Origin of the sequence: Belliella kenyensis (assembly GCF_022549675.1) — a bacterium.
Classification (GTDB): domain Bacteria; phylum Bacteroidota; class Bacteroidia; order Cytophagales; family Cyclobacteriaceae; genus Belliella; species Belliella kenyensis.
Map to the genome: position 1 here is coordinate 221,471 of NZ_JAKZGR010000006.1, position 22,923 is coordinate 244,393.

Genomic DNA, 22,923 nt, shown 5'->3' on the forward strand with positions numbered 1-22,923 from the left:
ATAAAGCATGGTAGTCAGTAGAGCAACGGCAGATAAAGTAAGAGATAGGGCGGATATAGAAGACGTTGTGAATGATTATGTGCCTTTGAAAAAGAAGGGGCAAAACTTGTGGGCTTGTTGTCCTTTTCACAACGAAAAATCTCCTTCCTTCTCTGTGTCTCCTGCAAAGCAAATATACAAATGCTTCGGCTGTGGAAAAGCTGGAGATCCCATACAATTTGTGATGGATATCGAAGGTGTGGGATTCAATGAAGCGATCAGACACCTTGCTCAAAAATACGGGATAGAGGTAGAGGAAGATAAAGCTGTCACTCCAGAAGATGTGCAAGCATACAATGAAAGAGAGAGTCTTTATATTGTACTGAATTATGCCAAGGATTTTTTTGTAAAAAACCTTCAGACCGAAGAGGGTCGTGCGATAGGGCTGAGTTATTTTAAAGAAAGGGGATTCAATCAAGCCATCATTGATAAGTTTGATCTTGGATATACTTTGGATGGTTGGGATCATTTGCTCAAAGCTGCCAAAGCAGCGGGGCATTCTGAAGATATTTTACTCAAGGCGGGCTTAGTCTTACAGAAAGAAGGTGATCCAAGTCGGATATATGATCGATTTAGAGGAAGGGTGACTTTCACAATTCACAATCTTGGAGGAAAACCCATAGGGTTTGGTGCCAGGATATTGACCCAAGATAAGAAGCAACCTAAATATATAAATTCACCTGAGACAGAAGTATATCATAAGAGTGATGTACTCTACGGTATGTTTCAGGCAAAGAAATCTATACGAGAGAAGGATAATTGCTACTTGGTAGAGGGCTACACAGATGTGATTTCGATGCATTTGGCGGGAATTGAAAATGTAGTGGCATCCTCTGGAACATCCCTAACCGAAAATCAGATCAAAGTCATCAAAAGATTTACAGATAATGTCACTGTACTTTTTGATGGAGATGCTGCTGGGATCAAAGCGTCTTTGAGAGGGATTGACATGCTTTTGGAAGGGGGATTGAATGTAAAAGCTGTCGTTTTTCCTAATGGTGATGATCCAGACAGCTATTCTCGAAAAGTTGGTTCTCAGGTATTTTCGGATTATTTGAGTGATAGTGCTCAAGATTTTATTGCATTCAAAATTTCACTTTTTGCAGAAGAAGCAGCTACAGATCCAGTCAAAAGAGCAGAATTGATACGATCAGTGATTCTGAGCTTATCAAAAATCCCTGATTCCATCATTCGATCTGTTTATATAAGGCAATCATCCAAATTGCTTGAAATAGATGAGGAGATTATTCATATTGAATTGAATAAGATACTTCTCAAAGTACAAAAGGATCAATACTTCAAAGAGCAAAGAGATCAGCATGATCAAGCTGATATGGCACCACCAGTGGATCTTTTTCTTCCCATTGAAGAGGAAAAAGTACCATATTCCACCCAACTTGAAGCACAAGAGCGTGAGATGATGAGGATGTTGGTAAACTATGGCTTTGAGATGGTTTCTGATGAGCTCAGCGTTTGCGAATATTTACTACAGGAGACTGAAGATTTAGAGTTTACCATACCAGTTTTCAATAAGATTCTGGGGATATACAAACAAGCACTTTCAAAAGGAATCCTACCTCAGCCCCAATATTTTCTTGAATCAAACGACCGAGAAGTCAAGCAAGAGGTGATCAATATGATCACCAAGAAGCATGAGATTTCAAAACTTTGGCAAGAGCGTTTTCAAATTTTCACAACCACAGAAGCAGACGATCTTGCCAAATCTGTCTATGATAATATTCTCAGGCTGAAGCAAAAGGTGGTGAAAAAGATGCTAGAAGAAGCAAGGATCAAGATAAAATCAGCGCAGGATCAAAATGAAAGTGCAGAGGCAATGGATGAGAAGTTGCGCGTTTACATGGAATTGAAGCGATATCAAGTGGAGATAGACAAACAGTTAGGAATTGTAATTAGCAATTGAGAAACTTAAAATAGAAAGAAGGCGTTTTTCAGGGATAAATCTCGTAATTTTGCAGTCCGAAAGAAAGTATACTTCAAAAATGACATCCTTACCCTACCAATTAGATTCCATCGAGGAAGCAATAGAAGCCATTAGAAATGGAGAAGTAATCATCGTAGTAGATGATGAAGATAGAGAAAACGAAGGTGACTTTGTATGTGCTGCGGAGAAGGTTACGCCTGAAATCATCAACTTCATGGCTACTCATGGTAGAGGATTGATATGCGCACCCTTGATTGAGGATAGGTGTGAGAAATTGGGCCTTCAACTGATGGTTGGTAGCAATACAGCCGCTTTTGAAACACCATTTACAGTTTCTGTAGACTTGGTGGGGCATGGGTGTACCACAGGTATTTCTGCAAGTGATAGGGCAAAGACTATCAGGGCACTGGTAGATGATTCGATACATCCAGATGAATTAGGTAAACCTGGGCATATTTTTCCTCTTAAAGCAAAAAGGGGAGGTGTACTGAGAAGAGCAGGACATACAGAAGCTTCTATAGATTTTTCGAGACTAGCGGGTTTACAGCCAGCAGGTGTACTGGTAGAGATCATGAATGAAGATGGAACCATGGCAAGACTTCCAGATCTTGTTGAAGTGGCCAAAAGATTTAATTTGAAATTGGTTTCAATCAAAGATTTGATTGCTTATAGACTCAAAAACGAATCACTCATCAAAAGAGAAATTGGTGTGGCCATGCCTACGACTTTTGGAGATTTTGAGCTGATTGCTTTTCGTCAGACCAATACAGAGGATATTCACATGGCACTCATCAAAGGAACTTGGGAGGCGGATGAGCCAGTGATGGTTCGAGTTCACTCTTCATGTGTGACTGGAGATATATTTGGCTCTTGTAGATGTGACTGTGGGCCACAGTTGCATAGGGCTTTGGAAATGGTGGAGAAAGAGGGGAAAGGTGTGGTTCTATACATGAATCAAGAGGGGAGAGGTATTGGATTGATCAACAAACTGAAAGCATATAAACTTCAAGAACAGGGCATGGATACTGTTCAAGCCAATTTAGCTTTGGGTTTTCCTGAAGATAAAAGGGACTATGGAGTTGGTGCTCAGATTTTGAGAGATTTAAATATTAGCAAAATCAAATTAATAACCAACAACCCAACCAAAAGGGTCGGGCTTTTAGGCTACGGTTTGGAAATTGTGGAGCAATTGCCAATAGAAATTCAGACTAATCCTCACAATGAAAAATACCTCCAAACCAAAAGAGATAAAATGGGACATAGTATTTTGAAAAAATAATGAACTACATTAAATAGTCCTCTCTACAAAGAGAGGATTTTTCATTTAGTCTATTGGTAATGACCTTCTCACACATATTTACCTTTGAATTTTATACCATGGATTTCAACCAAATTCAAATGAAATTCGTTATTCTTTAAGTTAGACCAAAATAGCAGCAATCATGAAAAAGGCATGTATACTTCTTTTTTTGAGTTTTGTGATTTCAATTTATGCAGATGCACAAAACAAATTTCCATCCCAAGTATGGCACAGGGGAAAAATTTCTACTACGGATGGTCAGGCGATTTCTGGTTTGTTGATGTATGATTTGGATAATAATGTAGTACAGCTGCAAAGAGAAAGTGTACAGACTTTTGGAGCTTCAAATGTCACCCAATTTGAGATTTATGACGAAGTCTATGGAGGTATCAGGACATTTTATTCTTTACCATACGCTCAATCTACGGATTATGAGACACCAGTTTTCTTTGAGGTTTTGACTCAGGGAGAAGATATAGCGTTGCTATGTAGAGAATATATCGCCACGGATAATAGAGGTATGGGAATGTATGGCCCTATGATGATGAATCCAATGTGGGGCGGACCCATGATGGGAGGTCATCGCTTAGCCTTCAATTTTTTCTTTTTTAAGGATGGTAAAATCCAGAAGTACTCTCAAAAGAAAAAGGACTTGATGGACTTTTTTGATGACCGAGAAGATGAAGTAAAATTGTATATGAGAAAAAACAGGCTAGCACATGACAAGCGAGGAGACTTGCTCCGCATCACCGCCTATTACAATCAAATAAAATAAATTTTATGTCAAAAAGACCCTTGATTCTAGTATCCAATGATGATGGAATCACTTCAAAAGGAATAAGAGTACTAGTAAATGTAATGAAAAAATTAGGGGACGTGGTGGTAGTCGCACCAGATAGTCCTCAGTCAGGAATGGGGCATGCCATTACCATCGGTGAAACACTCAGACTATATGAGGAAGATATTTTTGACGATGTTGTTGCTTATAAGTCGAGTGGGACTCCCGCAGATTGTGTTAAGTTGGCCAAACATTACGTTTTAAAAGACAGAAAAGTAGACTTGATCGTCAGTGGCATCAACCACGGGAGCAATACCTCTATTTCTGTGCTGTATTCAGGTACTATGTCTGCTGCCATCGAAGGTGCTCTGGAAGGATATCCTTCTATTGGTTTTAGTCTTTGTGATTATTCTTCCAATGCAGATTTTAGTCATGTTGAAGAATATGTCTATAAAATAGCCAGACAAGTGCTGGATCATGGGATGTCCAAAGGAGTGGCATTGAATGTCAACTTTCCCCCAAAAAGAAATGAACCAATCAAAGGTGTAAAAATCTGCCGTCAAGCCCATGCCAAATGGCAAGAAGAATTCTCAGAAAGGTACGATCCAAATGGACGAAAATATTTCTGGATGGCAGGTAATTTTGTCAATTTTGATAAAGGAGAAGATAATGATGAATGGGCAATCGCCAACAATTTTGTATCCATTGTTCCTTGTCAGTATGATTTAACTGCTCACCATGCCATCAAGTTGATGAATGAGGATTGGGATTGGGAGAAATTCTAAAACACAAGGACAAGTCAAAAGGCTTGTCCTTGTGTTTTATACTATTTGAAAATTGGGGTATCGAAATGAATTTTTCCTCATTTCAATTATGAAATATTTTTTTTACTGAAAGATTGTTTATCATAATTTCAAAACCCTACAATAAATCTGCTTCAAGATGCTCATAGCTTGTCTGTTCACTAATAAGGTTGAGATCTGAAAGTATCTTCATAGTCTGTATAAGTTCTGATTTTTCAATTGATGGGCTAGTGGCCCATTTTGTCTGACTTAGCCAAGCGACTACATCGGCTTCTTGGAGTCCGTAATTTTGGGCGATAAGTGAAGCAAAATTAGGGTTTTTAACCATCTCATCCGCATAAGCATAAACGTGATTCCTCAACTTGATAAGCAGGTGTTGTTGCTTTTCTAAGATTTGCTCAGTAGCTACAATTACAAAACAGGGCCATGGTGTGGGAATTTCACCAACTCTCTTGAAAAGTCCGGCATCCACAAGTGGCTTGGTTGTATATTTTTCCCAAAGGAACATTTTAGCTTCTTCTTTTTCAAAAGCCTTTTTAGCACCTCCAAGGTTGTCAATAACCTCAAAATTTAATTTACTTTGATCCCATCCTTGCTGTTTGGCCAGTAAAAAAGCCATCAAGTGTGACCCTGATCCATATCGGCTAATTAGAAAGGGTGCTTGACTCAGTTCTTCAAGTGATTCTTCTTGAGATTTTGCAGAAATATGGACTCCCCATGTAAGGGGAGATGCAATGTGCAGCCCTATGATTTTACTTGGGTTTCCTTCTATTCGATCCTTGATAAAGCTCTCCGTGAGCACCAATGCTAGGTCTGTACTACCATCTCTCAATGCTTTGTTCATCGCACCTGACCCTCTTGACTCTTCTATCCATTCAAGTTCAAAACCTTCATCCAAAAAAGGCTGCTCTTCTATAACTTTGATCCAAGGATAATTAAAATGCTCAGGAACTCCAGTGATTTTGATTTTTTGCATGTGTAAATCTAAGTCAAATTCTGCAAAATTTTAAAATGAAACTGATGGAATTGATCAATACCAACCAGTTTAACCAATGAATTGAAATCACTGGTAAAGGAACCTTTAATAAATTTAACAATACATTGAAAAAATATTAAATATTATGAGTTTTATGTCTAATTATAATCAAAAACCTATAGAATTTATTGACTAATCTTAATTTTATGTATAATTACATTTCAATACCTCCCAACTCTAAAATTCTTTCAAATGAAAAATTTACGTTATATACCTTTTAGTCTTAAGGTAATTTGTATTACTATTTTTATGCTTACAGCTTGTGTTACAGATGATGAATCATTAGAAGATGTGTCTGATGTCCACCTTGAATATGTAGGTGAAGGAGGGATAGAAGTAGTGGATTTAGGGGCTGAAGGTTGGAAAACCATGAGTATCGAAAGTTTAGATGGAATGCATAGGCTTTTTGGAGATGCTTTTGATTTAAATGATGAAATTTTGTTAGAAAACCGGCTGTTAGCTTTAGATGGACTTGGCTATGTGGTTTTTACAGGATCAAAAGTTGGCTTTGAAATAAGACATGAAACCCCTGGTGTCTTTGAAATTATGCTAAATGAAAATGCCTCTGGTCAACATTTTGGATTTATCGTAACACTTCAAAATGAGAATCAAAATCGGAGGATTTTTGTTGATCAAGAAGCTTCGGCAGGTTATGAATTTGAGCAAATTGAGTTTTATCTTGGCGAAAATGATGAGGATTCATTATACATGAGAAATGATTTGTTTCGCTACTATTTTGACTTTTTGGAACCTCGTCAAGTTGAAGTCTCTCCATTCAATGGGGTAGATGTTCTGATAAATTCGTATTTTGAGAGTGATAGTCCTGATGCCTTTGTTTGGTTTGAAAGTGAATCTTTAGAAGTGGAAGTACCATCAGAGATACATGAAGGAAATATTTATTTTTCAGGGGTTCAAAGAATTTACAGTAAAGAACCTGCTACTGCACCATACTTGTCAAATCAACTTACAACTTTGGATGCGCCAGCTGGGAACTCAGTATTCTCGACTAGTATAGAAATGAGAAAAAGAAAAGTTTCTTATAAGCTTACCATTAAAAGTAAAAGTACCTCTGAAACCAAGGAAATTGAAGGTGCTTGGATAGAGATTAGTCCTACAGGAATGTATCAAATTGATGAAATAGTAGAGGATTAAATCTTATGTATTGGAAATTATTATTTAAATAGATACGTTAATAGTGTGTTTATAATTAAGCATACCATTAACGTATCATACAATCAAAATTTAAAGACCGAATGCTGATTTTCAACCTTCACAAAGGGTGTAAATAATTTTTTTAAAGATTTGTAGTTGACTTTTTACCCATCATGAGTCACAGCTTTGTTAGTAATCAATAAGGTACATAGACCTGCTATGAACAAAGATGTGCCAGCCAAAACCATCGTAAATACTACATCTTCGCCAAATAAAAGTTTGTATAAGAAATTGATACCTCCTAAGGCAGCAAGAATCTGAGGAAGTACGATGAACATGTTGAAAATTCCCATAAAAACGCCCATTTTCTTAGGATCCACTGAGCTGGAGAGCATGGCGTAAGGCATTGAAAGTATGCTTGCCCAAGCTATACCTACTAAAGAGAAGCTTATGTGAAGCATCCACGCTTGATCTACATAATAAATACTTATAAATCCAATTCCGCCAGCAATGAGACTAAGCATGTGGACAAGTTTTCTATTAATTTTAATTTTACTGGTAATCATAGCTAGTGTCAACGCAAAAAACATGGAGGTCAGGCCATAGGTACCTAAATAGTTTCCCACACTATCTGCGGCATTGTTGTAAGCTAAGGATGTCGGATCTGTGGCACCAAAGACATGCTCAGTAATGGCAGGGGTAGCAAAACTCCACATGGTAAAAAAGGCAAACCAAGAAAAGAATTGAACAAGCCCCAGTTGGAACATCACTTTGGGCATGCCTATGATATTTTTGAAAATTTCTACAAACCCATTGAAGAAGCCTTGATTTTTCTCTTTTTCTGCTTTGAATTCAGCTAGATTTTCGGGCGGATATTCCTTGGTAGTGAGAATGGTGATCAAAATGCTAGAAAACAATACAAAAGCTCCTATACCAAAAGCAAACTTAACAGAATCAGGGATGATTCCTGGCTCAGCCGTGTTTGGGACTCCTATTTGAGTCATAAACCATGGTAAATTACTCGCTATCCAAGTCCCTATACCAATGATTAATGTTTGTATCACAAATCCGTAAGATCTTTGACTATCAGGAAGTTTGTCTGCTACCAAAGCCCTGAACGGCTCCATGCTGATGTTGATGGAGGCATCCAGAATCCACAGTGACCCAACTGCCATCCATAGCGCACTGGAGTAAGGAGCAAAAAATAATGCCAATGTACTAAGCACAGCACCTATGAAGAAAAATGGTCTTCTTCTTCCCAAGATAGGATGCCAAGTACGATCACTTAGGTACCCTACTATGGGCTGTACAATAAGTCCTGTCAAAGGAGCCGCAATCCATAACATAGGAATAGCATCTTTTTCAGCACCCAGAGTCTGGAAGATCCTAGACATAAAACCACCTTGAAGGGCGAATCCAAATTGGATGCCTAGAAATCCGAAACTCATGTTCCAAATTTGCCAAAAGCTCAGCTTTGGTTTATTGTATTCTAATTGCATATTATGGGTTAAATGTTAATTGCTTAATGTAATCTAAAACTGAATTGTAAATGAATCTTGCTGATTTGGGATCATAAATGTTTTTAGATCGCTGATTTTGTGATAAGGATGAAAATGGTCTGGTAATGGATCAAATTCTGTAAGCTTATCCAAAAATGCAAATTCACCTTGGCTTGACTTAATATCCTGGCCTTTATGCTGAATTGTCTTTGAAGAAAATCCATGGAGATGTATAACCAAGGTATCATATGCTGATGGAAATTCACCTTCGGATGAACCGATGCTAAGTACTTTTATTGTGGAGTCCCAGATGATCTCCCTCATGTGATAGTTTCCATCTAAATGGGATTTTGAAACCCCATCATCTTCATAATGGGTATAGGTAAATTGCCCCTTTCCATGGTACAAATGTATGTGTAGTTTTCCGTCATTGGCTTCACCTGTATGCTGTATGGACGATTGCATTGTGAAAACTGCACCAGATTTGACAAATACGGGTAAGTAACTCAAAGGGCTTTCTATGTATACTTCACTTTTACCATTATAAAAAAGGTCATCATATAAATAATACCAATCTCCTTCAGGTAGATATACTTTGGTAATAAGGGTATGACTATCGACTGGGGCTATCAAAAAGCTGTCACAAAACAAATATTGATTTTGATATGCGCCTTGATATATTTTCTCATCATAACTATAGGATATCGCTAGACTAGAGACTATCGGCGTGCCAAATTTAGAGCTTTTGTAAAAGCCACTATAGATGGTTGGCAATAGTTGATACCTAAGCATCATGTAATTACGCGCTATTTCTTCCACTTCCTCCCCAAAAGCCCAAGGTTCTGCATCATTCGAATTAATCATAGAATGTGCCCTAAACAATGGAGCAAATGCAGCAATACTTATCCATCTGGCAAAAAGACCTTTGCTCGCTTCTCCTGCAAATCCCCCGATGTCATAGCCAGCAAAGGAAACTCCGCTGATACCGAGGCTATTTACTAATCTAATTCCTGCAAGCATGTGAGCGTCATTAGATACATTGTCTCCTGTCCAAGCGGCTGCATAGCGCTGTACACCAGAAAATCCAGATCTCGTGAGTACAAAAGGTCTTTCTTCAATATTTTGAATTTCAGCCCCTTCTTTAGCTGCTTTTGCCATTTGCATACCATAAATGTTTCTGGCTTTGCGATGGCTCACTTGCTCACCTTCATAGTCAAAATTGATGAGATTCGGAGTGAATTGTCCCCAAGAAGCAGGCTCATTCATATCAGTCCAATACCCGTCTACTCCTGCATCTTTATAGAATTTCATTTTTTCTCCCCACCATTTCCTTGTTTTTTCCATAGTGAAGTCTGGAAAAGTACACCATCCTGGCCAGACCTGACCTTCATATTCTTGTCCATCAGGAAATTTCACAAAAAGATCTTTTTCTTTTCCATCATCATATGGGTCATATCCTTTCTCCACTTTGATCCCTGGGTCCATAATCACTACTACCCTGAATCCCTTTGCTTTAAGTTTTTGAATCATTTGCTCAGGATTAGGAAACTTCTCTCCATCAAAGGTGAAAACCTTATATTTTTCCATATGATGAATATCCAAGTAAATGACATCTGCGGGCATTTTTTTATCCCTAAAGGTATTTGCAAGCGTCAAAACTTCGGATTCGGGATAATAGGAATATCTACACTGTTGGAAACCAAGCGTCCATAATGGAGGCATTTCCATTCTACCTGTGAGATATGTATAAGATGAAATGATGGATTCGACTGTCTCATCATGTATAAAATAATAATCCATATCCCCATCATCTGCTGCATAATACATGAATCGCCTGTTTGATGCGCCAAAATTGAAAATGGATTTATGAGTATTATCAAAAAATATCCCATATGCCCGATTCTCTAATATCCCAATATAAAAGGGAATGGACATGTATAGAGGATCGTCACCTACGCCATATGCAAAGTAATCTGTGTTCCAATTGGTATATGCAGCTCCAGCTCTATTTAAGTTGCCAGTCTTTTCTCCTAAGCCAATAAACTTCTCCTGAGCTTGTAATTTTTTGTAATTGGTAACCTCTGTTCCTAGCCAAGAAACAGAAAATGCCTCGTCATCTTCATTAAGAATCTGGCCAGATTTGTCTTTATATTTTATGTGAAAAGGGAAGTGATTGACTAGGACTTCAAGCTTTTCAGTGATGATGATGGTTTGTTGATCAAGCTTTTTCAGCGTTACTTTCACCTCATTATCTTCTTCTACGATTACACTATATGGATTAGGATAGAATCGATCTAGCCTATTTATTTGAACTCTTACGATCTCTGGAGAAAAAACAGAGATTTTGAAATTTGCTACATCAGTGGTTCCTGAAATTACATTTACTCCATATTCGATAGATCTTATGTTCCCAATGTGTACGTTTTGAGATCGATTTGAAGAATTTTCCATTTTATTTTTTATCTAGAATTGATAAACAGTCGGTGCTGGTTTACTAGACTGTTTGTCCATAAAAATATAAATGATATTCAAAGTAAAAAAATACAATTGAGCATCGATCACTTTTGAAATCACTAGAATAAATGAACAACCCTATTGAAATAGAAATGAAGGCTTATTCAATCGTTTGCATAAAAAAATCCAAAAAATATCAGAAAATTCACATGTTATTTGACTGAGGATTGTCGAATGAGCAATTCTGTATCCAAAACAACTGTTTCGCCTTTAGCATCAGAATTGTTTTTGTTCGAGATACATGACAATAGAAGTGTAGTAGCTATTTCACCCATTTTGAATCCTGGCTGCGCGATAGTTGATAATGGAGGATCTATCATGGAACAAAATTGCCAATTTGAGAAGCCTACTATGCCAATATCTGAAGGAATTTGGTACCCAAGTTCTTTTAATGCTACCATAGCACCAGCGGCAGCGATATCATTGCTGGCAAATATTCCATCAGGAAGTATGCCTCCTTTAAGGTAAAGCGATTTTATAATGTCAAGGCTTTCCTCTTTTGTTCCTTCAGGACAATGAAAGATCCAGTCATTATTAATTGATAGATTATGATCTGTTAAAGCGGCTAGGTAACCTTCCATTCTTTTTTTACTTATTGTGAGGTTTTTTGGGCCAGCTAGGTGGGCGATATACTTATAACCTTGATCTATGAGGTGTTTAGTCGCATCATAAGCACCTTGAAAATCATTCACTATGACATTTACAGTATTTGGAATTTCCGGTACTCTATCAAAAAAGACAATGGGAAAGTTTAAATCTAGAAGTTTTTTGAAGTGATTGAAATCTTCGGTCTCCTTCGAGTAACTTATGAGAAGGCCATCAATCTGATTATCAAGCATAGTTTCTATACTAGATAACTCTCTAGAAAATCTCTCATTGGTTTGACAAAGTACTACATTATACCCGTTGGCAAAGGCCACTTCCTCAATTCCACTGATCACAGTAGAAAAAAAGAAATGTACCACCTCAGGGATAATCACTCCAATGGTATTTGATTTGCTTTTTCTCAGACTGAGCGCTACGGCATTGGGGCGATAGTTGAGGTGCTCAGCCAAGTCTTTGACTTTCTTTTTTGTTTCATTGCTAATCCCTGGGTAATCTTTTAGCGCTCTAGATACCGTGGAAGTGGATACATTGAGTGCTTTTGCGATATCTTTAATTGTGGCTTGCCCTAATTTCATGAAAATTATATTATTCTAATATTCTAAAGATAGTTAAAATCGAATATTTGCAAGCTATGTTTCAGAAATATCAATTATAATTTTTAAAATTAAGTGATGCCCATGTTACTATTTTTGTAAAATCAACCACATCGCAATCGTTTGCGGTGACGATTGCATAAATATTTATAGAAGATTGTAGAAAAAAATATTTGCTAAGTAATGAAGGATTATATAATATAGTTGATGGTTAAAACTGATTGTAAAAAAATCAATTACCCACTAAAATAGAATCTTTGTATTATCTGAATTTTAAATATCAATTAAATAATATATCAATTTGACAATTTATACCTAAAATCAAACTACTTATGAGAATTATTACTAAATTATTATTTATTGTTTTTGCATTGCCCTTGATTTGGTCATGTGAAACCATTGATGAGCCTAAAGTTATCACGCAAACAGGCGCAACTATCGCAAGCCCACCAAGCAGCTTGGTATTGTTAAGTGAAAATGCAGAAGAAGTCATCGTTTTCAATGTAGCCCCGGGTAATTTTGGCGTTGAGGCTGGGAAAGTCAGCTATACTATTCAAATTGATGCAGTGGGAAATAATTTTGCAGCGCCTGTTGCAGTAGGTACTGATACTTTGACAACCGTAGAAGTTAAAGTGAGTGATTTGAATAGAAGAGCAATTGCAAAAGGCCTTGATGCTGAGGTAGCCGGTAACTTAGAATTTCGAGTTCTTTCTGATCCCTCGAGAGAAGGTTTACCAAATGTTGTAGGACCTGCGGTCACTATTTCGGTTACACCTTACCCTACTCAAATTGAGTTACCTTCACTTAGAATACCAGGTGATTATCAAGGATGGAATCCTGGTAACAATAATACCATAATCTACTCAGAGGAATCAAATGATGTATACGAAGGATTTGTTCATGTATTGTCAGGTACTGGGGAGTTTAAATTCATAACAGGTCCTGCGTGGGACGAATTTCCTGACTATGGACTTGGTGCTAGCGCCAATTCATTGGTAGCAGGTGGTGGAAATATAAGTATTCCTGCTGGGTTTGGTACTTACAAAGTAAAGGCAAACTTGGATGATTTGACATATGAGCTTGAAAAAGTAGGTACATGGGGAATTATCGGTGATGCTACTCCTGGTGGTTGGAATACTGAAACTCCAATGTTGTTCGATAGGGATGAAAACGTTTTGAAAATTACGCTTAATTTAGTAGTTGGTAAGTTTAAATTCAGAACCGAAGACAATACTTGGGCACAAAACTATGGGGCAAGCTCTGAAGCTGGAATTGCCGTTTTTGATGGTTCAGATATAGATATCACCGAGGCTGGTAATTATACCATCATTTTGGATATGAAGACTCCATGGGAGATTAGGTATTCTTTTACAAAGAATTAAATTGATGGACTAGAGAAAATAAAAGTATCGGGCATACCCGATACTTTTATTTTTTTATAGGATTCCTTTTCTGCTATGTTTCAAAACTGTATTTATAAAATTCAATGATTTTAAGATTTACAAATACTTTGGTCTTCTTGGCATTGTTTGCATTCCAAAGTCAAATAATGGCTCAAATCACCACACAGCCCAATTTCCCAAAAGCCGATCAGAACATAAAAATCATCTATGATGCATCTAAGGGTACCACAGGATTGATAGGTGCTGAGGCGGTTTATGTTCACATAGGAGCTGTGATAGAAAGTCAAAACTCAACAACATGGGCCATAGTGCCTTTTCAATGGGGAACTTCTAACCCTCAAGCAAGAATGACGAGGGTGGAAGGGGAGCAGAATATTTGGGAATGGGAAGTAAATCCCAGTACATTATTTGAGACTAGTCCTAATCAAACGATTTACAGGCTAGGGATGGTTTTTAGAAATGCAAATGGTAGCAGAGAAGGAAAAAGTGAAACAAATGGCGATTTTTTTATTGATTTAAGCCAAGGGTTTGATGTTTTTATCACTAAGCCTAATGTTTCTTCATTGCTATTAGAATTAGGCGAAAATCAGGAGATTAGTATTGGATCTTCTGAAATAGCGGACTTAAGTATATTAATAGACGGACAGATAGTTTTATCAGAGTTACAGACGGATCAATTGACTTATACTTTTAATGCAAATAATATTGGCTCATTTGTGATCACAGCAAAAGCTGAGCTTGAAAATCAAGAAGTGAGTAAGGAACTGCTGATCAATGTGGTAGATCAAAGTCCACAAGCACAATTACCAAGTGGAGTATTAAAGGGTATAAATTACATATCCGAATCAGAGGTTGTTTTAGTCCTAGAAGCTCCGTTGAAAAAAAATGCTTTTGTGATCGGGGATTTTAATGATTGGCAGATTCACCCTGATTATCAAATGTTCCAAACTCCTGATAAAGAAAAATTTTGGTTGAGAATTTCAGGTTTAGAAAGCAAAAAAGAGTATATCTTCCAATACCTTGTAGATGGAAATCTTAGGATTGGTGATCCCTATGCTGACAAGGTTTCGGATCCATTTCATGATCAAGAGATCATAGATCAAAATAGATATCCGGATTTGAGACCATTTCCTAATGGAAAGACAAATTTTCAAGCTTCTTACTTACAAACAAATCAAGATCCTTACCTTTGGAAATATACTGAATACAAGAAGCCTAAGCCAGAGGAGTTGGTGGTTTATGAACTTTTAGTTCGAGATTTTGATGATAGAAGAACCTATCAAGCAGTAATAGACCGCCTAGATTACCTTAAAGATCTTGGTATCAATGCTTTAGAGTTAATGCCTGTTAAGGAATTTGAAGGAAATCTTTCATGGGGATATAATCCCACTTTTTTCTTTGCTCCTGATAAGTATTATGGCACCAAAAATGACCTAAAACAACTAATAGATGAGGCTCACAAGCGAGATATTGTTGTTATACTAGACATGGTATTGAATCATGCCTTTGGTCAAAATCCCATGGTAAGATTGTATAATGATGGAGATTATGGTGCTCCAACTTTGGATAATCCATGGTTCAACAGAGAAGCTAAACACCCATTTAATGTTGGATATGATTTCAACCATGAAAGTTCATACACAAAAGCATTTGTAGATTCAGTCAATCATTATTGGTTATCAGAGTATAAGTTTGATGGCTATAGATTTGACTTAAGCAAAGGATTTACACAAGTTAATTCTGGGAATGATGTAGGGTTTTGGAGTCAGAGAGATGAATCAAGGATCGCTATATGGAAACATATTTATGATCAAATCAAAGCTGATTTTCCTGATGCTTATGTGATTTTAGAGCATTTTGCTGACAATAGTGAAGAACAAGAACTCGCTAATTATGGTCTAATGTTTTGGGGTAATTTAAATCACGACTTTAGAGAAATGGCTAAAGGAAATTCTAGGAATTTTGATTGGGGATATTTTCAAACAAGAGGATGGAATCAAAATAACTTAGTGAGCTACATGGAAAGCCATGATGAGGAGAGAACTATGTGGGAGTCACTTACACATGGAAGAAGGTCACCTATAGACTTTAGACAGCTTAATCATGCAGTGAATAGAAATCAATTGATGGCCACTTTTTTCTTTGCTATTCCTGGCCCTAAAATGATCTGGCAATTTGAAGAGTTTGGGTATGATTTAGAGCTAAACAATGATCGACTTGGAATAAAGCCCACTAGGTGGGAATACCTAAATAATTCACATAGAGCTCGACTTTATAACCTTTATAGAGCCATGATTGAATTGAAACAATCACATGATTTGTTTAATGAACCTATTGAAGTGAATTTGAGCTTGAATGAATCTGTGAAGTCAATAACTTCTATTGGTAGCGAAATGCAATTAGTTTTGTATGGCAATTTCGGTACCAATGCTGCTAATAACATGACCATGAACTTCCCTAGTAATGGGACTTGGTATAACTATTTTACAGGCGAAGAAATTTCGGTGAATTCTGGAGTTTTTAATACTAGTTTGAGACCAAATCAATTTCAATTGTACACGAATAAAAAGTTAGAAATGCCAGAGGGTGAAATCCTAGAAGATATTATTACCTCTATTAATCCTGAAGAATTACAAAATACTAAATTCAATCTTTATCCCAACCCTAGCAATGATAGGCTTTTTATCCAAACCGGTACAGAAGGTGGTGATTTCAATTATAGAGTAGTGGATATGACTGGTAGAGAGCTTGTTTCAGGGACGAATGATTCATTATCGAATATTTTAGAGCTTGAAATAAGAGATTTTAAGGCAGGTATTTATATCTTTGAACTTTACAATGGCCGTCAGGTTTCTAGAAGACGGTTTATTAAAAATTAAACAAACCATTAAATCAAAAAGATGAAATTCAAACCAGGAGTTAAGTATGGTGAAGAGCTAAAAGACCTATTGTCTTATGCTAAAGAAAACGAATTTGCTTTACCAGCAGTAAATGTAATCAATACGAGTACTATAAACGGTGTTTTAGAAACTGCAAAAAAAGTAAACTCTCCAGTTATTATACAATTTTCAAATGGAGGGGCACAATTCTATGCAGGCAAAGGATTAGCAAATGACAAGCAGCAAGCAAGCATTGCAGGTGCTATCTCTGGAGCATTACATGTACACAAAATGGCCGAAGCTTATGGTGTCCCTGTTATTCTTCACACTGACCACGCTGCCAAGAAGCTTTTACCATGGATCGACGGCATGTTGGACGAAGGAAAAGCTTACTATGAAGCTTACAAAAGACCATTATATAGCTCACACATGCTAGATCTGTCTGAGGAGCCTCTAGAAGAAAATATAGAAACTTCCGTAAAATACTACGAAGAATTTCATAAACTTCAAATGGCAATAGAAATTGAGTTAGGTGTAACAGGAGGTGAAGAAGATGGTGTAGACAACTCAGATGTAGATAGCTCAAAACTATACACGCAACCCGAGGAAGTGGCTTATGCTTATGAAAATTTGAAGCAAGTGGGGGATTTGTTTACCATTGCAGCAGCTTTTGGAAATGTTCATGGTGTGTACAAGCCTGGAAACGTATCATTGAGACCTGAGATATTGAAAAATTCTCAAGATTTCATAAATCAGAAATACGGTACCTCTGGAAAGCCACTTTTCTTTGTGTTTCATGGAGGATCTGGATCATCTGTAGAGGAGATCAGAGAAGCTAATAGCTATGGTTCTATCAAAATGAATATCGATACAGATATGCAGTGGGCATTCTGGGAAGGTATTTTGAAATTCTATAAATCAAACGAGGGATTTCTTCAAAGTCAATTAGGTAATCCGAACGGAGAGGACAGTCCAAATAAGAAGTTCTATGACCCGCGTGTATGGTTGAGAAAAGGAGAGGAGAACTTTACAAAAAGATTAGAAGTAGCCTTCGACATGCTAAATGCATTAAATAGAAATTAATTTTTCTTTACTTTAATAGAAGAAAAGTCACTTTGAGGTGACTTTTCTTTTTTAAAGTGTTTTTTTGATAGTTAAAAAATTGGATTTATTAATGCTTTAAAAATGAATAATATTATCAGAATTTCAATTTTCATATTGTTGATGACTACATTTTCGTGTACACCCGAAAAGAGTAACTCTTTGGAAAATCATTGGCCTCATTCTGGCATTACTTATGAGATTTTTATTCAATCATTTTATGATTCTGACGGTGATGGAATCGGGGATATCAATGGGGTTACCAAGAAACTTGATCATATCAAAGAATTGGGTGCCAACGCAATATGGTTTATGCCTATCATGCCATCACCAAGTTACCATAAATATGATGTAACAGATTACAAAGAGATCCATACAGATTATGGGACATTGGATGATTTCAAAAAGATGATTAAAGAAGCTCATAAAAAAGATTTGAAGATTGTGATTGATATGATTATCAATCATACCAGCACTGAGCATCCATGGTTTCAAGAATCCCAAAAGGGTAGGGATAACCCCTACAGGGACTATTATGTCTGGGCGCAAAAAGATACCATAGCTGAATTTTTGAATAAGAAAACAATCACTTTGGATAGTGATAATATCAGACAATGGCATGACCCTGGCCATGGGGAGGATTTTTATTATGGATTTTTCTATGGAGGAATGCCTGATTTGAATTTTGATAACCCAAAAGTGAGGAAGGAAATCTATGATATCGGTAAGTTTTGGCTTGAAGAAGTAGGTGTTGACGGTTTTAGATTGGATGCTGCTAAGCATATTTTTCCAGATGATAGACCAGAAGATAATCATGATTTTTGGAAAGAATTTCGTGCTGAAATGACCAAAATAAAACCTGATGTCTACTTGGTGGGCGAGGTTTACGACATGAAAGAAGTTGTAGCCCCTTATTTGCCAGGCCTACCAGCTCTTTTTAATTTTGATTTTCATTATACCTTACTGGAAGCTTATGAGAAAGTGAATGGAAAACTACTTGTAGAAAAACAAAAGGAAGTTTTAGATTTTTATGCAAACATCACCGATGATTTTATAGACGCTACATTCTCCTCTAACCACGATCAACCGAGATTGTTGAATTCTTTGGATCAAAATCCTAAGAAGTATAAGCAAGCCATCAATATACTGATGACCATGCCTGGAGCTCCTTATTTGTACTATGGTGAAGAGATAGGTATGCTTGGTAAAAAGCCAGATGAACATATTCGAGAACCTTTTCTTTGGGATATCAAAGCAAATGACAAAGGTAGAGCGACATGGATAGAGCCTGAATATTCTACTGATGAAATGGTCACTCCATTAGCCATTCAAAAATCAATGAGTACTAGTTATTTCAATCATTATAAAGAAATTATCAAATTAAGAAATACGCAACAAGTTTTAGCTTTAGGAAATTTGGAGCTTTATGAAGGAGATGCACCTGACGAGTTGATGATATATTACCGTGATTATGAAGGTGAGAGATTTTTGGTTTTGCATAACATAAGTGACCAAGAATTAAAAATGCAAAGTCCCGAAGGATTTGATAAGTTGATTTATAATTATGGATCTAGTAATGTCGAAAATGGACAAATTAGGATGCCTGGTTATTCTACCCTGATTATTTCCAAAAATTAATTTTGGATTTGTTCAAAACAGGTGTAGAAACAAAAAATTGCGTTGCCTTTTTAGTTTCTATGTACATCAGCATATTCCTAGTTATCAAATCAGATAATTTTCTCAATATTCAGAGAATTTGGATATTTAATACACTATCGGCTATTATTGGTTTGTAGGTATTGATCTAATAGTATTCTTCAAATAGTGTGAATTATTAATTTAGGTCTAAAAGCTGATGTTCATTTTAATATAAAAATCTGGCGATTGTTCTATCCATTCAATAAAAAAGATACGCCATAAATCAATCGTATTAAAAAAAAGAAAACCACTTCTAACGAGTGGTTTTCTTTTTTAATGAGCAAGATAATTCGTTACATTTCTTAAGATATTTTGAAATGGTTTCAACATTTGCAAATTATGTTCAATCACAATTTTCATCCATCCAGTTTCATATCAAGGTCAAAAAGCATCTAAGTATTTGCTTGATACCTTTTTAGAGAGATACATATTTATTGGATATACATTTTGATGATTATTATTCGACGTGATAGATTAAGTTGAAAGGATTTTGGCAATTCGGAAATCATCTTCATCCACTTCTTTGTCATCTACAATTGCCTTCGTAATAGGGGTATAGACAATCTTATTGTTTATCACACCAGCCATGACGTCATATTTGCCTTGCATCAAACCCTCAACAGCAGCTACTCCCAGTTTACTAGCTAGTACTCTGTCAAAGGAAGAAGGAGAACCTCCCCTTTGCAAATGACCTAAGATAGTGACCTTGATATCATAGGAAGGAAGTTGTTTTTTGATTTTTTCTGCGATTTCTGCTGCACCACCACTTTTGCCTCCTTCGGCTACAATGACAATGTTGGATTGTTTCATTGCCTTTTTTCTAGCTTTCAATCTTTCAACTAATCTCTCGATGGGCATTTTTTTCTCAGGAATCAAAGTAGCTGCCGCAGCACTACCGATACCAGCATTGATGGCGATAAATCCAGCATCTCTGCCCATCACCTCCACAAAGAATAATCGGTCATGAGAAGTTGCAGTGTCTCTGATTTTATCGATTGCTTGGATGGCTGTATTGCATGCTGTATCAAATCCAATAGTGCTGTCTGTACCAGAAAGATCATTATCTATGGTACCAGGTAGTCCGATTGCAGGAATGCCAAATTCTTGGAAAAATAAATGTGCACCTGTAAGTGAACCATCCCCCCCAATGACTACAAGGGCATCTATTCCATGTTTTTTTAAATTATCATAAGCTTTCTGCCTTCCCTCAGCAGTTCTAAATTCAGCACTTCTAGCTGATTTTAAGAATGTTCCACCTCTTTCTAGAACATGTGCTATATTCTTCGTTTCTAGTTTTTTGATTTCATCATTGATCATGCCTTCGTACCCTCTATAGATACCGTACATTTCAAGATTGTAATAAAATCCAGCTCTCACGACAGCTCTAATAGCTGCATTCATTCCTGGTGCGTCTCCACCAGAAGTTAATACTCCAATTTTTTTTATCGCTTTTGGTTCCATGTCTCTTTTGAATTTGTCAAATATTTAAAAATCATTTCAGCAGCGGCTGGATTAGTGGCCAAAGGGATGTTGTGCACATCACAGATTCTCATGAGCATCTGTACGTCAGGTTCGTGAGGATGTTTGTCCAATGGGTCTCTAAAAAATATCACCAAATCTAACTCTTTCTGTGCTGCCATAGAAGCAATTTGTGCATCACCTCCTAGAGGACCAGAAAGCAGCTTGGTCACTTCAAAGCCAGCTCGCTCGATATGCGATCCTGTAGTGCCTGTGGCAAATAACTTGACTTCGGTTTGATGTAATTCTTCTTTGAATCCAGATAGAAAATGAACCATGTCGGCTTTTTTTCCATCATGTGCAATTAATGCAATTTTCATAAGTGATTTAATAGGTTTGCTTCAAAGTTATGAAATTTTGTAAAAAGGAATTCAAATTTAGCAAGAATACATTTTTACTTTTTGCCGCTATGTTAAAATTCTTTTTTTTGACTTTGTAATACAAGTATTGGGCTGTTTATGTTTTAAAATATTTCAAACATTCCGAATAAAAATGTTTAAAAAAATTATCTTTGAAAGATTATTTAAAACTTATTAACCAATTCAATTTATTCTATGGGAATGTTAAAAGAATTCAAGGAATTTGCAATGAAGGGAAATGTCCTTGATCTAGCTATCGCAGTAATCATCGGTGGTGCTTTTGGAAGAATTGTTTCTTCTTTTGTGAATGACATTATTATGCCTCCTATCGGCATTCTTATTGGCGGTGTTGATTTTAAAGATTTGTCTGTAGTACTGAGAGATGCGTATGTTACAGAAGAAGGCCGTGAAATGTCAGAGGTTGTATTAAGTTATGGTAACTTCATCCAAAATGTGGTTGACTTCTTAATCATTGCATTTGTGATTTTTTTGGTAATTAAGGGTATTAGTTTGACCAAAAAGAAAAAAGAACCTGTGCCAGTAATTCCAGTTACTCCTCCAAAATCGGAAATCTTACTTGAAGAAATTCGCGATTTGTTGAAAAAACAAGGATAAAGTGGATTGAATGAAAGTAATCTGATTGGTTTTGTTTCAAACTAACAGCCCATATCTTTTTTCTTTTCAGAATATCTATTCTGTATCTATTCATTAATTAATTAATTAATTAATTAATGGTAAAGCCTTTCTTTGGATACTTGGTAATTGAATGTAAGTAGTTACCGTTTTCAAAGGAAGGCTTAATTGTAGTAAATACATCTACTTTTTTTACAAAATGTAAACTGAAAGTACTTTTGTAATTTTATTTTAATTGTCCCTTCTCCTTTGATTCATTCTATAAATATGACGAGCGAAGTCTCGACTAATTCCACCCAAGGCCAAAGCCTGTTTATTTGTGATGACTTTCGTGATTTCTGACATGAATTTTTGATCTAATTTTAAAAGTTCTCCTTGCAATTCAAGTCTTTTATTGATTAGGTTTTTGGCTTCACTTTCCGAAATATTTCCTTCGGATTCTTTGCTGATGTCTGACAATTTTGTCATGATAATTTCTCTATCATCATTGAATTTATTGAATACAGGCCAGAATTTCTCCGCCTGATCTGTTGTCAAGTTTAGCCTATTGGTAATGAAAGCAACACGTGCAGTCTCAAATTTTTCCTTATCAAATCCTTGGTTTTGATCTCTTTGAGCTATTGCTAGGCTTGAAATGAATAGCATTATGAGGATCAATAGGTTTCTTGTTGTTTTCATGTTAGTTTTGTTTTAATACCAAAATTCATCTTCCAAATCGGCATTGGAGTAGGAGCTCCACTCTTCAGCAATGATTTGATCCAATATGTCATTTGGGTTATCAGTTAGGGATAGGGCGTCCTCCGCTGACCAATAGCCAGAATTGATGTATAGATTGATATCACTATTTACCTTATCCTGAAAAGTCTCTGGATTGGCTACCCCGTTATTGAATACGTACAAACCCACACTTACTAGGATTGCCACTGAAGCAGCCATGCTTCTCATCCATATCATCTTTGTATTTCTCTCCTTGTTTTTTGCTAGTATATCTTCAGAGAGTTTATCAAAGTAAGACTCAGGGACCTTATAGATGTTTTCTTTGGGAATGTTATTTATCATATTTGCTTTAG

At 36.5% G+C, this 22,923-nt stretch carries 18 protein-coding genes; 10 read left to right on the plus strand and 8 right to left on the minus strand.

Going from position 1 to position 22,923, the window contains the following annotated elements:
- Positions 1 to 7: 7 nt before the first annotated feature.
- From dnaG to surE, 4 genes are all read left to right on the plus strand, one after another.
- Positions 8 to 1,960 carry a DNA primase gene (dnaG, locus tag MM214_RS08435; protein WP_241294313.1) on the plus strand — a complete coding sequence of 651 codons (1,953 nt, stop codon included), beginning with the start codon at positions 8 to 10 and terminating at the stop codon, positions 1,958 to 1,960.
- Between the two features lie 79 nt (positions 1,961 to 2,039).
- Entirely contained in the window at positions 2,040 to 3,260 is a 1,221-nt protein-coding gene (locus MM214_RS08440) for a bifunctional 3,4-dihydroxy-2-butanone-4-phosphate synthase/GTP cyclohydrolase II (RefSeq protein ID WP_241294315.1), read from the plus strand.
- 163 nt (positions 3,261 to 3,423) lie between these two features.
- Complete coding sequence (locus MM214_RS08445; RefSeq protein ID WP_241294317.1) at positions 3,424 to 4,056, plus strand: hypothetical protein; 633 nt, start codon at positions 3,424 to 3,426, stop codon at positions 4,054 to 4,056.
- 5 nt (positions 4,057 to 4,061) lie between these two features.
- Positions 4,062 to 4,844 (plus strand): 5'/3'-nucleotidase SurE, encoded by a 783-nt coding sequence (surE, locus tag MM214_RS08450; RefSeq protein ID WP_241294318.1) that lies wholly within the window; start codon positions 4,062 to 4,064, stop codon positions 4,842 to 4,844.
- Between the two features lie 136 nt (positions 4,845 to 4,980).
- On the opposite strand, the gene MM214_RS08455 is transcribed toward surE, so the two are convergent.
- Positions 4,981 to 5,838, minus strand: coding sequence for a substrate-binding domain-containing protein (locus MM214_RS08455; RefSeq protein WP_241294319.1), 858 nt, complete (start codon positions 5,836 to 5,838; stop codon positions 4,981 to 4,983).
- 252 nt (positions 5,839 to 6,090) lie between these two features.
- Here MM214_RS08455 and MM214_RS08460 point away from each other — a divergent pair, with 252 nt between their 5' ends.
- A complete protein-coding gene (locus tag MM214_RS08460) occupies positions 6,091 to 7,050 on the plus strand; it encodes a hypothetical protein (RefSeq protein ID WP_241294320.1) in 960 nt (319 codons plus the stop codon).
- 164 nt (positions 7,051 to 7,214) lie between these two features.
- On the opposite strand, the gene MM214_RS08465 is transcribed toward MM214_RS08460, so the two are convergent.
- The 3 genes from MM214_RS08465 to MM214_RS08475 all read right to left on the minus strand — a co-directional run bounded on the left by MM214_RS08465 (position 7,215) and on the right by MM214_RS08475 (position 12,244).
- The gene (locus MM214_RS08465) at positions 7,215 to 8,498 is read right to left on the minus strand and encodes an MFS transporter (RefSeq protein ID WP_241294321.1); all 1,284 of its coding nucleotides are present in this window, start codon (positions 8,496 to 8,498) and stop codon (positions 7,215 to 7,217) included.
- An 84-nt stretch (positions 8,499 to 8,582) separates the two neighbouring features.
- Positions 8,583 to 11,000, minus strand: a complete 2,418-nt coding sequence (locus MM214_RS08470) for a glycoside hydrolase family 31 protein (RefSeq protein ID WP_241294322.1) — start codon at positions 10,998 to 11,000, stop codon at positions 8,583 to 8,585.
- A gap of 215 nt (positions 11,001 to 11,215) precedes the next feature.
- Entirely contained in the window at positions 11,216 to 12,244 is a 1,029-nt protein-coding gene (locus MM214_RS08475) for a LacI family DNA-binding transcriptional regulator (RefSeq protein ID WP_241294323.1), read from the minus strand.
- A 350-nt stretch (positions 12,245 to 12,594) separates the two neighbouring features.
- On the opposite strand from MM214_RS08475, the gene MM214_RS08480 reads away from it, so the two are divergent.
- The 4 genes from MM214_RS08480 (at position 12,595) to MM214_RS08495 (ending at position 19,283) form a co-directional block, all read left to right on the plus strand.
- On the plus strand, positions 12,595 to 13,644 hold the full coding sequence (locus tag MM214_RS08480; protein WP_241294325.1) for a SusE domain-containing protein: 1,050 nt from the start codon (positions 12,595 to 12,597) through the stop codon (positions 13,642 to 13,644).
- Between the two features lie 104 nt (positions 13,645 to 13,748).
- Positions 13,749 to 16,544: an alpha-amylase family glycosyl hydrolase gene (locus MM214_RS08485; protein ID WP_241294327.1), complete on the plus strand. Its 2,796-nt coding sequence runs from the start codon at positions 13,749 to 13,751 to the stop codon at positions 16,542 to 16,544.
- Positions 16,545 to 16,565: 21 nt separating this feature from the next.
- Positions 16,566 to 17,627, plus strand: coding sequence for a class II fructose-bisphosphate aldolase (gene fbaA / locus MM214_RS08490; protein WP_241294329.1), 1,062 nt, complete (start codon positions 16,566 to 16,568; stop codon positions 17,625 to 17,627).
- 141 nt (positions 17,628 to 17,768) lie between these two features.
- Positions 17,769 to 19,283 (plus strand): alpha-amylase family glycosyl hydrolase, encoded by a 1,515-nt coding sequence (locus MM214_RS08495; RefSeq protein WP_376856713.1) that lies wholly within the window; start codon positions 17,769 to 17,771, stop codon positions 19,281 to 19,283.
- A 534-nt stretch (positions 19,284 to 19,817) separates the two neighbouring features.
- Here the strand turns inward: MM214_RS08495 and pfkA are convergent.
- Together pfkA and MM214_RS08505 are read right to left on the minus strand one after the other, a co-directional pair.
- Positions 19,818 to 20,804, minus strand: coding sequence for a 6-phosphofructokinase (gene pfkA, locus MM214_RS08500; RefSeq protein ID WP_241294333.1), 987 nt, complete (start codon positions 20,802 to 20,804; stop codon positions 19,818 to 19,820).
- Positions 20,786 to 21,181, minus strand: a complete 396-nt coding sequence (locus MM214_RS08505) for a methylglyoxal synthase (RefSeq protein ID WP_241294335.1) — start codon at positions 21,179 to 21,181, stop codon at positions 20,786 to 20,788. The genes pfkA and MM214_RS08505 overlap by 19 nt, the downstream gene beginning before the upstream one ends.
- Before the next feature lie 234 nt (positions 21,182 to 21,415).
- Here MM214_RS08505 and mscL point away from each other — a divergent pair, with 234 nt between their 5' ends.
- Positions 21,416 to 21,835, plus strand: a complete 420-nt coding sequence (mscL, locus tag MM214_RS08510; protein WP_241294337.1) for a large-conductance mechanosensitive channel protein MscL — start codon at positions 21,416 to 21,418, stop codon at positions 21,833 to 21,835.
- Positions 21,836 to 22,084: 249 nt separating this feature from the next.
- Here the strand turns inward: mscL and MM214_RS08515 are convergent, their stop codons facing one another.
- Positions 22,085 to 22,531 carry a hypothetical protein gene (locus MM214_RS08515; protein ID WP_241294339.1) on the minus strand — a complete coding sequence of 149 codons (447 nt, stop codon included), beginning with the start codon at positions 22,529 to 22,531 and terminating at the stop codon, positions 22,085 to 22,087.
- Positions 22,532 to 22,543: 12 nt separating this feature from the next.
- Positions 22,544 to 22,912 (minus strand): hypothetical protein, encoded by a 369-nt coding sequence (locus MM214_RS08520; RefSeq protein WP_241294341.1) that lies wholly within the window; start codon positions 22,910 to 22,912, stop codon positions 22,544 to 22,546.
- Positions 22,913 to 22,923: the final 11 nt, after the last annotated feature.

What these genes read in the sequence shown, in the direction of transcription:
- MM214_RS08460 (WP_241294320.1), top strand. Translation starts at nt 6,091, where the DNA reads ATGAAAAATTTACGTTATATACCTTTTAGTCTTAAGGTAATTTGTATT.
- MM214_RS08440 (WP_241294315.1), top strand. Translation starts at nt 2,040, where the DNA reads ATGACATCCTTACCCTACCAATTAGATTCCATCGAGGAAGCAATAGAA.
- MM214_RS08485 (WP_241294327.1), top strand. Translation starts at nt 13,749, where the DNA reads ATGATTTTAAGATTTACAAATACTTTGGTCTTCTTGGCATTGTTTGCA.
- MM214_RS08465 (WP_241294321.1), bottom strand. Translation starts at nt 8,498, where the DNA reads ATGAGTTTCGGATTTCTAGGCATCCAATTTGGATTCGCCCTTCAAGGT.
- MM214_RS08445 (WP_241294317.1), top strand. Translation starts at nt 3,424, where the DNA reads ATGAAAAAGGCATGTATACTTCTTTTTTTGAGTTTTGTGATTTCAATT.
- pfkA (WP_241294333.1), bottom strand. Translation starts at nt 20,804, where the DNA reads ATGGAACCAAAAGCGATAAAAAAAATTGGAGTATTAACTTCTGGTGGA.
- MM214_RS08480 (WP_241294325.1), top strand. Translation starts at nt 12,595, where the DNA reads ATGAGAATTATTACTAAATTATTATTTATTGTTTTTGCATTGCCCTTG.
- MM214_RS08495 (WP_376856713.1), top strand. Translation starts at nt 17,769, where the DNA reads ATGACTACATTTTCGTGTACACCCGAAAAGAGTAACTCTTTGGAAAAT.
- MM214_RS08470 (WP_241294322.1), bottom strand. Translation starts at nt 11,000, where the DNA reads ATGGAAAATTCTTCAAATCGATCTCAAAACGTACACATTGGGAACATA.
- surE (WP_241294318.1), top strand. Translation starts at nt 4,062, where the DNA reads ATGTCAAAAAGACCCTTGATTCTAGTATCCAATGATGATGGAATCACT.
- MM214_RS08455 (WP_241294319.1), bottom strand. Translation starts at nt 5,838, where the DNA reads ATGCAAAAAATCAAAATCACTGGAGTTCCTGAGCATTTTAATTATCCT.
- MM214_RS08475 (WP_241294323.1), bottom strand. Translation starts at nt 12,244, where the DNA reads ATGAAATTAGGGCAAGCCACAATTAAAGATATCGCAAAAGCACTCAAT.
- fbaA (WP_241294329.1), top strand. Translation starts at nt 16,566, where the DNA reads ATGAAATTCAAACCAGGAGTTAAGTATGGTGAAGAGCTAAAAGACCTA.
- mscL (WP_241294337.1), top strand. Translation starts at nt 21,416, where the DNA reads ATGGGAATGTTAAAAGAATTCAAGGAATTTGCAATGAAGGGAAATGTC.
- MM214_RS08505 (WP_241294335.1), bottom strand. Translation starts at nt 21,181, where the DNA reads ATGAAAATTGCATTAATTGCACATGATGGAAAAAAAGCCGACATGGTT.
- dnaG (WP_241294313.1), top strand. Translation starts at nt 8, where the DNA reads ATGGTAGTCAGTAGAGCAACGGCAGATAAAGTAAGAGATAGGGCGGAT.
- MM214_RS08515 (WP_241294339.1), bottom strand. Translation starts at nt 22,531, where the DNA reads ATGAAAACAACAAGAAACCTATTGATCCTCATAATGCTATTCATTTCA.
- MM214_RS08520 (WP_241294341.1), bottom strand. Translation starts at nt 22,912, where the DNA reads ATGATAAATAACATTCCCAAAGAAAACATCTATAAGGTCCCTGAGTCT.